The organism is Nonomuraea sp. NPDC005730 (assembly GCF_040630865.1).
Lineage (GTDB): Bacteria > Actinomycetota > Actinomycetes > Streptosporangiales > Streptosporangiaceae > Nonomuraea.
Map to the genome: position 1 here is coordinate 14306 of NZ_JBEXYK010000015.1, position 12333 is coordinate 26638.

Genomic DNA, 12333 nt, shown 5'->3' on the forward strand with positions numbered 1-12333 from the left:
GAGTTTGCCGTGCCCGGTGGCTCTATCTACGTGCAGCAGGACGAGAAGTACACAGGCTCATCCCCGCAGTGGTGGTACGAGAAGTTCTGGCGCGAGGACGCGTCCAACCGCCGCCGCTCCCGGTACGTCAAGGCGGGCGTGGGCGCGGTGGGCGGCATCCTGCTCGCGTTGCGGTTCGGCTCGGAGTTCATGCTGTTCTGGGGGGCCGTCACCGCCGGTCTCGTGGCCGCCGTCGACTGGTACATCGACTGGCGCTCCTTCCGCGCGACGGCCGTCTGGCGCGGCGCCCGGCGCGGTGAGCTGATCACCGGCCGGCTGCTGCGCAGGCAGCTCGCCAGGCGCGGCTACCAGGTGCTCGACGGCCGCGCGATCCGCGACCAGGCCTCCATCGACCACCTCGTGATCGGCCCGACCGGCATCTGGGTCATCGACAACGAGTCCTGGAGCCCCGACACCGAGATCGGCTGCTACAACGGCAGGCTGTTCTTCAGCGAGAAGTACGGCACCAAGTGGGCCAAACCACTGGTGGACACCGCCGAGGCCTTCGCCGAGCTGCTGACCCGCGAGACCGGGATCGAGGTCACGATCTCGCCCATGCTGGCCGTCCACTGCGGGTTGCTGCCGCGCGGCGGCGTCGTGGTCGGCGAGGGGCTCGCGCTGCTCAAGCCGCGCCTGGTGGCCAGGCGCATCAAGGCGGTCGACGGCGTGGTCTTCACCGACGAGCAGGTCGAGCTGCTGGCCCGCACCGCGGCCAGGGAGCTGCAGAAGGTCTGACCGCCGTCAGGCCAGCGTCTCGATGAACGCGCTGAGCTGGGCGACGTTGCGGCACTCGTGCATCTCGACCACGGTGCCGTACTCGCCGGCGACCGAGTCGCCGGTGTCCCACTGCTGCCTGGGCTCGGGGTTGAGCCAGTAGGCGTGGCGGGCCCCCGAGGTCAGGCGCCTGAGCACGTCGAGGGCCGGCGGCTGGTAGTTGGAGCGGGCGTCGCCGAGGATCAGCAGCGAGGTCCTGGGGCCGATGGCGTCGGAGTGGCGCTCGGCGAAGCCCTCCAGGGCGTGGCCGTAGTTCGTCCGTCCGAAGCGCGACATGTCGGCCTCGTCCGCGAGCCGCGTCATGGCCTCGACGACGTCCGCGCCGGGCACGAAGAAGCGGGTGATCTCGTCCACCCTGTCCACGAACCCGAACGCCCGCACCTTCGTGAACTGCTCCCGCAGCGCGTACGTCAGCAGCAGCGTGAAGTGGGCGAACGACGAGACCGAGTCGCTGGTGTCGCAGAGGATGACCAGCTCGGGCTTGTGCGGCCGGGGCGGTCTGAAGTGCGTGGTCAGCGGCACGCCGCCGCTCTGCAGCGAGGCCCGTACGGTGCGCCGGAAGTCCAGCCGCCCCCTGCGCCCCTTCCTGTGCTTGATCGTCAGCCGCGCGGCCAGCCGCCTGGCCAGCGGATGGACCTCCTTGCGCAGCCTGGCCAGGTCGGCCCTGGTGACGCGGAGGAAGTCGATCTGGTCGAGCGGCGGGCGCACGGCCGAGCGGGCGATGCGCTCGATCCCCGAGTCCTCGGCGATGCGCCGGCGCACGTCGGTGGCCACGGCCTCCTCGAACCGCCGGACGTTGTCGTTGACGCGCTGCCGCACGGTCTTCTCGGCCAACCCGCCACGTTCCTGCCCGGCCAGTACGTTCCGCAGGATGCGGGCCATCAGCGTCTCGGGGGACAGGGCGCGCAGGACGCTGTAGGAGAACCAGTTCTGGCGGCCCGGCCCGGTGGTCTGCTGGCGGCCGAACCGCTCGACCATGGCCTGGGCGAACTCCCGCAGCTCGGCGTCCGTGCTGCCGGTGAGCAGCTCCGCCAGGCGCTCGCGCAGCTCGTCCACCGGGGCCGTGCGCGGGTCGAGCCGGGCCTCGGCGGGGCGGGGGGCGTACATGCCGGTCGTGGACGACGGGAACCACAGGTCGAACAGCACGTCGAAGCCGGGGCGGTAGGCCGGCTTCTTGACCAGCGTGGCCGCGTACGCGGCGCGCAGCGACTCGCGCTCGCTCAGGTCGATCACCCGCAGCGCGCGGGCCGCGTCGAGCCCCTCGGCGAGCGACACCGGCAGGCCCGCCTCGCGCAGCGCGTGCACGAAACCGACATGCCGGTCCACCAGCGATCCGCGCTCAGGCATCCGGCAGCCCCAGCTCCTTGATCGCCCGCGTCTGGTCGGAGGCGTGCTTGAGCACCACGCCCAGCGTCCCGGCCACCGTCGCCTCGTCCAGCTCCTCGCGGCCGAGGGCCAGCAGCGTGTTGGCCCAGTCGACGGTCTCGGCGACCGAGGGCGCCTTCTTCAGCTCCAGCGCCCGCATGGTGGCGACCGTCCTGGCGAGCTGCTCGGCCAGGTCGGCGCGGATGGTCGGCACCTGCGCGAGCACGATGTCGCGCTCCCGCTCCGGCGTCGGGTACTCGATGTGCAGGTAGAGGCAGCGCCGCTTGAGCGCCTCGGACAGCTCGCGGGTGGCGTTGGAGGTCAGCAGGACGAACGGCCTGCGGGTGGCGGCGATCGTGCCCAGCTCGGGGATGGTGACCTGGAAGTCCGACAGCAGCTCCAGCAGCAGCCCCTCGACCTCGACGTCGGCCTTGTCGGTCTCGTCGATGAGCAGCACGGTGGGGGCGGCCGACCTGATCGCCTTCAGCAGCGGGCGTTCGAGCAGGAACTCCTCGGTGAAGATGTCGTCGTCGGCGCTGGTGGCCTGGATGCGGAGCAGCTGCTTCTTGTAGTTCCACTCGTACAGCGCGCGGGCCTCGTCGAGCCCTTCGTAACACTGGAGGCGGACCAGCTCCGAGCCCGTCGCCTGGGCCACGGCCTTGGCGAGCTGCGTCTTGCCCACGCCGGCGGGCCCTTCGACCAGCAGCGGCTTGCCCAGCGCGGCGGCGAGGAACACCGAGGTGGAGATGGCGTCGTCGGAGAGGTAGTCCACGGCGGCGAGCCGCGCCGTCACGTCGGCGGGCGAGTCGAACATCGATGCTCCCTGTCTGCAGGCCGAACTTTATTCTAGCGGTAGGGGCTCGACCCAGGTCGATTCGACCAACATGCGGATCACCGGTATATTCCTCTCTGCAAGCGCCGCTAGCTCAGTTGGTTAGAGCAGCTGACTCTTAATCAGCGGGTCCGGGGTTCGAGTCCCTGGCGGCGCACCGCACGAAAACCCCAGCTCGGCGTGTCGAGCTGGGGTTTCTCGTTTTCACGTGGCTCTGGTCGGCTCGCACCCGTTCGCCGAGTCGGACCTTGAAGGCGTGCACCAGAACGCCAGGCCGGAAGCGGATGGGCCTTCCGGGTTGGGCCAACTGCTCTGGCGCGCACGTGCTGTCGCGCGGACGCCGGCCTGCGACCCGGCAGTGGCACGGGCCGAAGGTGTGAGTCACCCGCCTCCCCGGGCCGTTATGCAATCTTTGCTTGCGGCCATGAGGAAGCTGCGTAATATGAACGTTCATATCGCTGTGGCCCGTTATCCCCGGTCAGCAGCACACTCCCCAGTGCTTCATGTCTAGATGAGCCTCCAGAGGATATGAACGTTCAAATTTTTGCTGAGCCACCCGGCTATCTCGACTTCGCCCGGCTGGGGCCGCTCTCCCGCGCGGCCGCGGCGGTCCTGGCCGAGTCGGCCTGCCGCCGCATCGGCGACATGCCGCTGGCCTGGTTCGAGGAGCAGGCGGCGCGGACGCGCTCGGCGGCGGCGCGGCTGCTGCGGGCGGCCGAGCACGAAGTGGCGTTCGTCTCCTCCACCAGCCACGGGCTGTTCGCCGCCGCCGCCGCGCTGCCGGGAGAGGGCGTGGTGCTGCTGCCCCGGGGTGAGTTCCCCGCGAACGTCTACCCCTGGCTGCGGTTCGAGGGGCGCGGCGGGCTCCGGGTGCGGTGGATCGACGAAGTGCGTCTCACTCCGCAGGTGCTGGCCGAGCACCTGGACGGGTCGGTGCGGGCACTCGCGGTCAGCGCGGTCGACGCGCTCACCGGCTACCCGGCGCCGCTGGGCGCGCTGAAGGAGGTGCTCGGGCCGGGACGCGTGCTGGTCGTGGACGCGATCCAGGGGCTGGGCGTCGTGCCGCTGGAGGTGGAGGCCGCCGACGTGCTGGTGTGCGGCGGGCAGAAGTGGCTGCGCGCTGGATGGGGGGCGGCTCTCTTCCTGGCCCGCGACCGCGTCGCGGGGCTGATGGCGCCAGGGCTCGGCGGATGGTCGGGGGTCGAGGGCCCGCTGGCGGGGCCCGCGCCCCGGCCGCCGCTCGCGGGAGCGGCCGCGCACACGATGACCAATCCCGACTATCCCGGCGTCGCCGCCCTGGGCGTCGCGATCGAGCTGGTCCTTGAGGCCGGCGTCGCGGAGATCGGCCGCAGGACGGCCGATCGGCTGGGTGAGCTGCTCGACACGGCCCGCGCCGCCGGGGCACGGGTGCTGCTGGACGCGCCCGCCGGCGCCGGCGGACCAGTGCCACCCGGCGCCGGCCGTGGCGCCGCGGAGTGGAGCGGCATCGGGTCCTTCACGATGCCCGGCCGGGATCCGGCGGCCGTCCATGCCGCGCTCGCCGCCGCCGGGCTCACCACGACTCTGCGGGGCGAGTGGATCCGTCTCTCGCCACACGCCACCACCTCGGGCGAGGCCGTACAGCGTCTGGCCGCCGCCCTGCACCCCCCGAGAAAGGAATCGTCATGAACCGACCTCTCGTCATGGTCGTCTCCGCGACTCTCGCTCTGGCCGTCACGGCCTGCGGCAGCGGGGGCGGGAGCGACCAGAAGTCCACCGGTCCCGTGAAGATCACGGTCTGGAGCTGGAAGCCCGCCTCCGACGGCCTGGCCTCGGTGGCCAAGGACTTCGAGCAGGCCAACCCCGGCATCAAGGTCGAGGTACAGGTGGTCGGGAACCCCGCGATCTGGGAGAAGATCACGGTGGGGATGGCCGCGGGAGGCAAGGGCCTGGGAGACATCCTGCACATCGGCATCGACTACCTGCCCGGATACATGGAGAAGTTCCCCGGCGGGCTGGCGGACCTGAGCGAGCTGGGCGCCGACAAGTACAAGGACGCCTTCGCCAAGGGTCTGTGGCCGACGGTCACCGGCAAGGACGGCAAGGCGTACGCGATGCCGTGGGAGGTCAACCCGGTCGGGTTCTTCTACCGTTCGGACCTGTTCGACAAGGCAGGCATCGACTCCGCGGCGATCAGGACCTGGGACGACGCGATCGAGGCGGGCAAGAAGCTCAAGGAGAAGACGGGCGCCTATCTGATCGGCCTGAACAAGCCGGCGGCCGGCAGCGTGGACATGGACCTCTTCCAGTCGCTGCTGCAGCAGCAGGGCGCCTTCTACTTCGACCGTCAGGGAGGGGTCACGCTCTCCTCCCCGCCCGCCGTGCAGGCGATGACCCTGATCAAGAAGATGAACGACGCCGGGATCGTCGCCGACACCTCCGGCGAGGGGACGCGGAAGAAGCTGATCAGCCAGGACAAGGTGGCGGTGCTGCCGTGGGCGGCCTGGGCGGTCGGCTACATCCCCGAGATGTGGCCGGAGCAGAAGGGGCTCTGGCGCGTCATGCAGCCACCGGCCGTCGTGCCGGGCGGCAAGCGCACCGCGATCGTCAACTCCACGTACCTGTCGGTCTCCGGAACCAGCCCGCACAAGGCGGAGGCGTTCAAGTTCCTTGAGTACGCGCTGACCAGGCCCGAGGTCATCAACAAGATGTTCAAGGACGGCGGGGTCTTCCCCGCTCTGAACGCCGCCTACGCCGACCCGCGGTTCACCGCCGGGACGGACTACTACGGCGGGCAGCCCGCGCTCAAGACCTTCGTGGACGCGCTGGGCGAGGGCGCGGACGCCACCTACTACTCCGGCGACTACGCCCGCGCCCTGAAGATCGCCAGTGACGCGCAGACCCAGGTCCTGCTGAAGGGCGCCGACCCGGCCGCCGCGCTGAGCCAGGCGGCCCAGCAGTTGTCCCAGCAGTCCGGCAGGAACCTCGCGGGATGACCGCCCGCCTGCTCACCAGAAGAAACGTTCCGTACTTCCTGGTGCTGCCCGCGCTGCTCGGCTTCGTCTGCTTCAAGGCCTATCCGATCCTGGCGGCGGCCTACATCAGCCTGACGACCGGCGCCGGCGCGGCGCGCTCCTTCGCCGGACTGGACAACTACGTCAGGCTGGTGAACGACCCGCTGTTCTGGACGTCGTTGTGGAACACCGCGCTGATCCTCGTCGTCCAGGTCCCGATCATGCTGATCCTCGCGCTGCTGCTGGCGCTGGGCCTCAACTCCAAGCTCGTACGGCTGCGCGCCCTGTGGCGGTTGGGTGTCTTCATGCCCTCGCTGACCGGCCTGGTCGCCTACGGCGTGATGTTCTCGGTGATCCTCAGCAAGGACTCCGGCCTGCTCAATTGGCTGCTCGGCCTCTTCGGCGTCAGCCCGATCGACTGGCTGGGCAGCCCCTTCTGGGCGCGAATAGCCGTCGTCATCGCGCTGACCTGGCACTACTGCGGCTACAACGCGGTGATCTACCTGGCCGGGCTGCAGAGCATCACGAAGGAGCTCTACGAGGCGGCGATGGTCGACGGCGCGGGAGCGGTCCGCCGCTTCTGGTCGATCACCGTCCCGCAACTGCGGCCGATCCTGCTGCTGACGATCGTGCTGTCGGCGATCGGCACGCTGCAACTGTTCGACGAGCCGTTCGTGCTCACCGGCGGCGGCCCGGACAACTCCACCCTGACGATCTCCCTCTATCTGTACCAGAACGGCTTCCGCTACTTCGACTTCGGTTACGCCGCGGCGATCGCCTACGCGCTCACGCTGATCGTGGCCGGCTTCGGGCTGGTGCAGCTCAAGCTCACCGGAGGCAGGAAATGAAGGGCTGGCTGCTGACCTTCGCGCTCGCCGCGTGCTTCGCCCTGTGCGTCGGCCCGTTCTACTGGCTGACCATGGCGGCCACGCACGCCAACGCCGACATCTTCGGCGCCACGCCCACGTTCTCGCCGGGCGACCAGCTCGGAGCGAACACCGCGAAGCTGGAGGAGTCCATCGGCCTGCTCCACGTGCTGGGGAACACGCTGCTCGTGGCGGTCGTCCAGACGTCGATCGCGCTGGTCGTGGCGTTACTGGCGGGCTACGCGTTCGCCAAGTTCGAGTTCCGTGGCAGGAACGCCTTCTTCGTTCTGCTGCTGTCGACGCTGGTGATCCCGGGCGGCGTCACCATCATCCCGATCTTCGAGATGATGAACGACCTCGGGCTGATCGACACCTTCCCGGCGCTCATCCTGCCGAACCTGACCGTTCCGTTCGGGATCTTCCTCATCCGGCAGTCGCTGCAGGCCGTACCCGACGAGTTGCTCGACGCGGCGCGCGTGGACGGGGCGGGGGAGCTACGGGTGCTGTGGCGGGTGGTGGTGCCGGTCATGCGGCCCGCGCTCGCGGCGTTGGCGGTCTTCCTGTTCCTCGGCGCGTGGAACGACTTCCTGTGGCCGCTGATCGCGCTGCGCACGCCCGAGATGTTCACCCTGCCGGTGGCGCTGGCCACCCTCCAGGGACTGGCCAGGACCGACTTCGGCCAGGTCATGGTGGGCACCGCGATCTCCGCGCTGCCCATGATGATCCTCTTCCTCGTCCTTCAGAAACAGTTCATCTCCGGCCTGCTGGCCGGGGCCACGAAAGGTTGACCATGCAGATCTGGGAGCCGCACGCCCTCGGGGAGACGACCGTCGTCCGCGCGGGCGAGGTCGAGGTGGCGATAGCCGGGACGGAGGCGATCACGGTCACCCCGGTCGCGCCGGACGTCTGGCTGATCGACGCCCCTGAAGGGAACGCGGCGCAGTGGAAACTGCCCTGCGTCAACGCCGCGGCATTCTGGACACCGGGCTCGGGCACCCGCTGGATCCCACCGATCTGGAGCTCTCCGACGGCGGCCGGGCTGACCTCCGGCGCGCCCGTCGTCAGCCTTGTCGGCACGGCGGGTGCCAACCTGTGCACGGTGGCCCTGGCCTCGGTGACCGGCAGCTTCACCGGCGGCGTGATCGAGGAGACCGGCGAGTTCGTCCTCACCGTGCAGGGCGAGGGGCTGCGGATACGCCTGGACCTGTCGGATCGGCAGTTCTCCGCGGCGCTGGCCGAGGTCGCCGGATGGTGGCAGGAGGGCCGCGACCTGCCGCCCACGCCGCGTCAGGCCAGGCTGCCCGTGTACTCGACCTGGTACAGCATGCACCAGGAGGTCTCGCGGGAGTCGGTGGAGCTCCAGGCCCGCCTGGCGAAGGAGCTGGGCTGCGCCACGATGATCGTGGACGACGGATGGCAGACGGCCGACCGGTCGCGAGGGTATGCCTTCTGCGGCGACTGGGAGCCCAACATCTCGGGCATCCGGCAGCACATCCAGCGGGTCCAGAGCGACGGCATGGCCTACCTGCTGTGGTACGCGCTGCCGTTCGTGGGCAAGCACAACGCCGCGTTCGAGCGTTTCGAGGGGAAGTTCCTGCGCTACCTCGACCACATGGACGCGGCCGTCCTCGACCCGCGTCACCCCGAGGTGCGCGCGTTCCTCGTCGACAAGCTCGCGCGAGCGGTGGAGGAGTGGGGCGCGGACGGCCTGAAGATCGACTTTGTCGACCGTTTCGGTACCGACGAAGGGGTGGCGGAGCTGCTGCACGAGCTCGACGTCAGGCTCCGGGCGGCGAAGCCGGACGTGCTGATCGAGCACCGCCAGCCGTACACGAGCCCGGGCCTGTGGCCGTACGCGAACATGGTCAGGGCGGTGGACTGCCCGCTCAGCTCGCAGGAGAACCGGCAGCGGACGATCGACCTGCGGCTGACCGCCGGACCTCAGGCCGTGCACTCGGACATGATCCTCTGGCATCCGGACGAGTCCGCCGAGCAGGTCGCGGTACACCTGATCAACGTGCTCTTCTCGGTGCCGCAGATCTCCGTGGACCTGGCGGCCCAGCGGCCCGACCAGCTCGCCGCCGTCCGGTTCTGGCTGGGCGTCTTCCGGCGCCACCTCGCCACGCTGCAGCTCGGCGTGCTGGAACCGCAGGGGGTTGAGCACGGATACCCGCTGGTGCGGGCCTACAGTGAAGAGAGCGAGGTCGTGGCCCGGTACGCTGCCCTGCCTGTGGACGTGCCGGAGATCGCAGAGCTGCTCGTGGCCAACGCCGCCCCGGACACCCGCGTCGTCCTGTACGGGCGGGGTGTCGCGACGGCCGAGGTCCGCGACTGCGGCGGGCGGCTCGTGAGCGAGAGCGAGCTGCGCTTCACCTCCGGCGCGAGCGTGGTCGAGGTACCCGTGGGGGGCCTGCTGACGGTGAGGAGAGACTGAGTGGCGGCACGCCGTGGGATCACCATCGAGGACGTCGCCCGGGCGGCAGGCGTGTCCCGCCAGACGATCTCCAACGCGCTCAATGCCCCGCAGCGGCTCAAGCCGGAGACGCTGGAACGGGTGACCCGGCTGATCGAGGAGCTCGGCTACCGGCCCGACCAGTCGGCGCGCAGCCTCAAGTCGGGCACCAGGCGCATCATCGCCTACCCGACGCCGGTGGACGACCCCGCCAACCCCAACCCGCTGATGGGCGGGTTCCTGGAGGCCATGGTGGCCTCGGCCGGTGAGGTCGGCTACCGGATCCTGCTGCTGCGGCCGTCCCCGGGCCAGAGTCAGGAGCAGGCACTGGACGAGGTGATCGCCGCACGCACCGTGGACGCCTTCCTGCTGTCGGACGTGATGCGTGACGACCCCAGAGTCGCGCACCTGACCGCGGCGGGGTTCCCGTTCGCCGCGTTCGGCAGGACGATGCCGGACCAGCCGCAGTCGTGGGTGGACGTCGACAGCGTTCAGGCGGTCATCGATCTGGTCGGGCTGCTGGCCGCCAGGGGGCATCGGCGCGTGGCCTTCCTGGCCTCCGTCGGCGCGCAACCGTGGATGGAGGACCGCAGAGACGGCTTCCGCGCCGGCGTCCGCAGGCATGGCCTGGTGGGGCAGGAGTTCTCCGCGCCGGGCGACGGCCCCGCGGAGCTCGTCACGGTCACCCGTGAGCTGCTGCGCGGCCGCAACCGCCCGACGGCCATCGTGGCCACCGGTGACTGGCTCGCGCTCGGCGTCTACGCCGCGGCCAGGGAAGAGGGCATCGAGATCGGTGCCGATCTCGCTCTGGCCGCCTTCGACGACCTTCCCCTCACCGCGTTCCTCCATCCCGCCCTGACCACGGTACGGCTGCCGCTCCAGCGCATCGCGCGGGCGCTGATCGGCCGTCTGATCCAGACGGTGGAGGACGGCACGATCCCTCAGGCGGGGCTGCTGCTGCCCGGGGAGCTGGTGATCCGTCCCAGCATCGGCCCATGATGCGCATCGGCTCCGCCTGCTCCGAGCTGGTCGCGATGTTCGAGTGGGCCCGGGAGAGGGCGCTGCGCCTGCAGCACGAGGGCGGCTCGTGGGGCCCCGTCGACGTCGACGAACACCGGCCCGCGGGGACGGGACAGAGCCGCTACCTGCCCTCCTACTGGGCGGGTTATGCACACCGCAGCGGCTTCTACGTCCGCGACTTCGCCCACCAGATCGTCGGCGCCCACCTGCTCGGCATGGCCGAGGCCAACCTCACCATGCTGCGCTGCTTCGCCGCCTCGGCCACCCCCGAGCACGGCTTCCACCCGGTGTGGGCGTTCAACTTCGACGGCTCCTACCTGTCCATCGACTACCGCGGCCCCGACTCCTTCGTCCGCGAGCTGCCCGCGGTGTACGAGCTGGTGGAGAAGGCCGGGACCGCCTACCGATGGACCTGGGACCGTGCCTACGTCGAGGATCCCGTGCTGTGGTCCTACTACCGCAACGCGGTGACGGAGATCGTGCCGCGTGCCACCGGAAGGGGCATCTTCCAGGGCGTGGCCAGCTACAACGAGCTGGGCGGCGAGCACCTGGCGGAGGCGGGGGACTCCGTCGGCTCCCGGTACCAGGCATACCTGGCGATGAGCGCCCTGAGCCGGGCCCGCGGCCTGGACGGCGAGGACTTCGCCTGCCGGGCCGCTGAGCTGAGGCGACACTTCAACGAGGTCTGGAGCGTCGGCGAGAACCCCGCGGACCTGGTGCGCGGCTACACCGTGGACGGCGCCCCCGTCACCGGATGGGGCTGTGAGAACAGCTGGTTCATGCCGCTCAAGGACCTCATCGAGCCAGGTCCGCGCAACGACGCCTACCTCGACTTCATCGACGGCCAAGCCGCCGGCCCCGAGCGCCCCCGCAACATCGAGGCCTACACGTACCTGCCCGACACCTTCTTCCGCCACGACAGGAACGCGGCCGCCTGGCGGTGGATGCGGCACGTCTTCGACCGGCGTGCGGAACCGCACGTCGCGGGCGGCCTCAACGGCGACTATCCGGAGGTGTCCTTCACTCTCGTCAGCCAGGTCGTCGAGGGCCTGCTCGGCGTCACACCCGACGTGAACGCCGTGACCACGCTGTCCCACCTGCCCGACGACATCGCCTGGGCCGAGGTCTCGGGCATCCCCCTGGGCGACGGCACGATCACCGTCCGGCACGACGGCAGGACCGCCACCACGCTCACCAACACCTCCAGCGACACCACCTACCGCTGGCAGGCCCGCTTCCCGGACGCCCCCGCCGTGGTCACGCGGGTCGCACCGGGACAGAGCAGCCTGGTCACCGCTCCCGGCCATCCAGGGTGAGAGTGGGCCCGGCCGGCCTCCCGAAGGGATGGCCGGCCGGGTGGCCCGTCTATTCGAAGAGGGACGGGTCTCCGGTGCCGCGACGGAGGATCTCGGGCTCATCCTGCGAGAGGTCCACGACGGTCGTCGGTGTGGCGCCGCATTCCCCCGAATCGATGACGGCGTCCACCATGTGGTCGAGGCTCTCCTTGATCTCCCAGCCCTGCGTCGAGGGCTCGGTCTCGCCGGGCAGGATCAGGGTGCTCGACACCAGCGGTTCGCCGAGCTCGGCGAGCAGCGCCTGGGTGACGACATGATCGGGGATCCGGACGCCGACGGTCTTCTTCCGGGGATGCAGCAACCGCCGCGGCACCTCCTTGGTCGCGGGCAGGATGAACGTGTATCCGCCCGGAGTCGCCGCCTTGACCAGCCGGAACACCGCGTTGCTCACATGAACGAACTGACCGAACTGCGCGAAGTCCTTGCAGACCAGGGTGAAGTGGTGATCGCTGCCGAGGTGTCGGATCTCTCTGATCCGGTCGAGGCCGTCCTTGTTGCCCAGGCGGCACCCCAGCGCGTAGCACGAGTCCGTCGGGTACGCGATCAGCCCGTCGGCATGCAGAGACTCGACCACCTGGCCGATCAGGCGAGGCTGGGGATTATCCGGATGCAGGTCGAAGTACTTGGCCACGCATCG

At 70.0% G+C, this 12333-nt stretch carries 11 protein-coding genes and 1 tRNA gene; 9 read left to right on the forward strand and 3 right to left on the reverse strand.

Features of this window, described 5'->3' with window-relative positions:
- Positions 1–9: 9 nt before the first annotated feature.
- The gene (locus ABZ444_RS19730; protein ID WP_357998599.1) at positions 10–774 is read left to right on the forward strand and encodes a nuclease-related domain-containing protein; all 765 of its coding nucleotides are present in this window, start codon (positions 10–12) and stop codon (positions 772–774) included.
- Between the two features lie 6 nt (positions 775–780).
- Here ABZ444_RS19730 and ABZ444_RS19735 read toward each other — a convergent pair whose 3' ends face one another.
- Both ABZ444_RS19735 and ABZ444_RS19740 read right to left on the reverse strand, forming a co-directional pair.
- Complete coding sequence (locus ABZ444_RS19735; protein ID WP_357998602.1) at positions 781–2160, reverse strand: VWA domain-containing protein; 1380 nt, start codon at positions 2158–2160, stop codon at positions 781–783.
- Positions 2153–2992: a MoxR family ATPase gene (locus ABZ444_RS19740; RefSeq protein WP_357978620.1), complete on the reverse strand. Its 840-nt coding sequence runs from the start codon at positions 2990–2992 to the stop codon at positions 2153–2155. Before ABZ444_RS19740 ends, ABZ444_RS19735 begins: the two co-directional genes overlap by 8 nt.
- 101 nt (positions 2993–3093) lie before the next feature.
- Here ABZ444_RS19740 and ABZ444_RS19745 point away from each other — a divergent pair.
- The 8 genes from ABZ444_RS19745 (at position 3094) to ABZ444_RS19780 (ending at position 11657) form a co-directional block, all read left to right on the forward strand.
- Positions 3094–3167 (forward strand) — tRNA-Lys (locus ABZ444_RS19745).
- Positions 3168–3538: 371 nt separating this feature from the next.
- Entirely contained in the window at positions 3539–4678 is a 1140-nt protein-coding gene (locus ABZ444_RS19750; protein WP_357998605.1) for an aminotransferase class V-fold PLP-dependent enzyme, read from the forward strand.
- Positions 4675–5985, forward strand: coding sequence for a sugar ABC transporter substrate-binding protein (locus ABZ444_RS19755; protein ID WP_357998608.1), 1311 nt, complete (start codon positions 4675–4677; stop codon positions 5983–5985). The genes ABZ444_RS19750 and ABZ444_RS19755 overlap by 4 nt, the downstream gene beginning before the upstream one ends.
- Entirely contained in the window at positions 5982–6851 is an 870-nt protein-coding gene (locus ABZ444_RS19760; protein WP_357998611.1) for a sugar ABC transporter permease, read from the forward strand. Before ABZ444_RS19755 ends, ABZ444_RS19760 begins: the two co-directional genes overlap by 4 nt.
- Positions 6848–7657, forward strand: a complete 810-nt coding sequence (locus tag ABZ444_RS19765; RefSeq protein WP_357978611.1) for a carbohydrate ABC transporter permease — start codon at positions 6848–6850, stop codon at positions 7655–7657. Before ABZ444_RS19760 ends, ABZ444_RS19765 begins: the two co-directional genes overlap by 4 nt.
- A gap of 2 nt (positions 7658–7659) precedes the next feature.
- Complete coding sequence (locus ABZ444_RS19770; RefSeq protein WP_357998614.1) at positions 7660–9303, forward strand: glycoside hydrolase family 36 protein; 1644 nt, start codon at positions 7660–7662, stop codon at positions 9301–9303.
- Positions 9304–10320, forward strand: coding sequence for a LacI family DNA-binding transcriptional regulator (locus ABZ444_RS19775; protein WP_357998617.1), 1017 nt, complete (start codon positions 9304–9306; stop codon positions 10318–10320).
- The gene (locus ABZ444_RS19780) at positions 10317–11657 is read left to right on the forward strand and encodes a hypothetical protein (protein ID WP_357998620.1); all 1341 of its coding nucleotides are present in this window, start codon (positions 10317–10319) and stop codon (positions 11655–11657) included. The genes ABZ444_RS19775 and ABZ444_RS19780 overlap by 4 nt, the downstream gene beginning before the upstream one ends.
- A gap of 49 nt (positions 11658–11706) precedes the next feature.
- Here ABZ444_RS19780 and ABZ444_RS19785 read toward each other — a convergent pair whose 3' ends face one another.
- Positions 11707–12327 (reverse strand): L-threonylcarbamoyladenylate synthase, encoded by a 621-nt coding sequence (locus ABZ444_RS19785; RefSeq protein ID WP_357998623.1) that lies wholly within the window; start codon positions 12325–12327, stop codon positions 11707–11709.
- Between the last annotated feature and the right edge of the window lie 6 nt (positions 12328–12333).

Excerpts from the sequence above, each read along its gene's own strand:
- ABZ444_RS19740 (WP_357978620.1), bottom strand. The coding sequence starts at position 2,992 with ATGTTCGACTCGCCCGCCGACGTGACGGCGCGGCTCGCCGCCGTGGAC.
- ABZ444_RS19765 (WP_357978611.1), top strand. The coding sequence starts at position 6,848 with ATGAAGGGCTGGCTGCTGACCTTCGCGCTCGCCGCGTGCTTCGCCCTG.
- ABZ444_RS19735 (WP_357998602.1), bottom strand. The coding sequence starts at position 2,160 with ATGCCTGAGCGCGGATCGCTGGTGGACCGGCATGTCGGTTTCGTGCAC.
- ABZ444_RS19770 (WP_357998614.1), top strand. The coding sequence starts at position 7,660 with ATGCAGATCTGGGAGCCGCACGCCCTCGGGGAGACGACCGTCGTCCGC.
- ABZ444_RS19750 (WP_357998605.1), top strand. The coding sequence starts at position 3,539 with ATGAACGTTCAAATTTTTGCTGAGCCACCCGGCTATCTCGACTTCGCC.
- ABZ444_RS19755 (WP_357998608.1), top strand. The coding sequence starts at position 4,675 with ATGAACCGACCTCTCGTCATGGTCGTCTCCGCGACTCTCGCTCTGGCC.
- ABZ444_RS19760 (WP_357998611.1), top strand. The coding sequence starts at position 5,982 with ATGACCGCCCGCCTGCTCACCAGAAGAAACGTTCCGTACTTCCTGGTG.
- ABZ444_RS19780 (WP_357998620.1), top strand. The coding sequence starts at position 10,317 with ATGATGCGCATCGGCTCCGCCTGCTCCGAGCTGGTCGCGATGTTCGAG.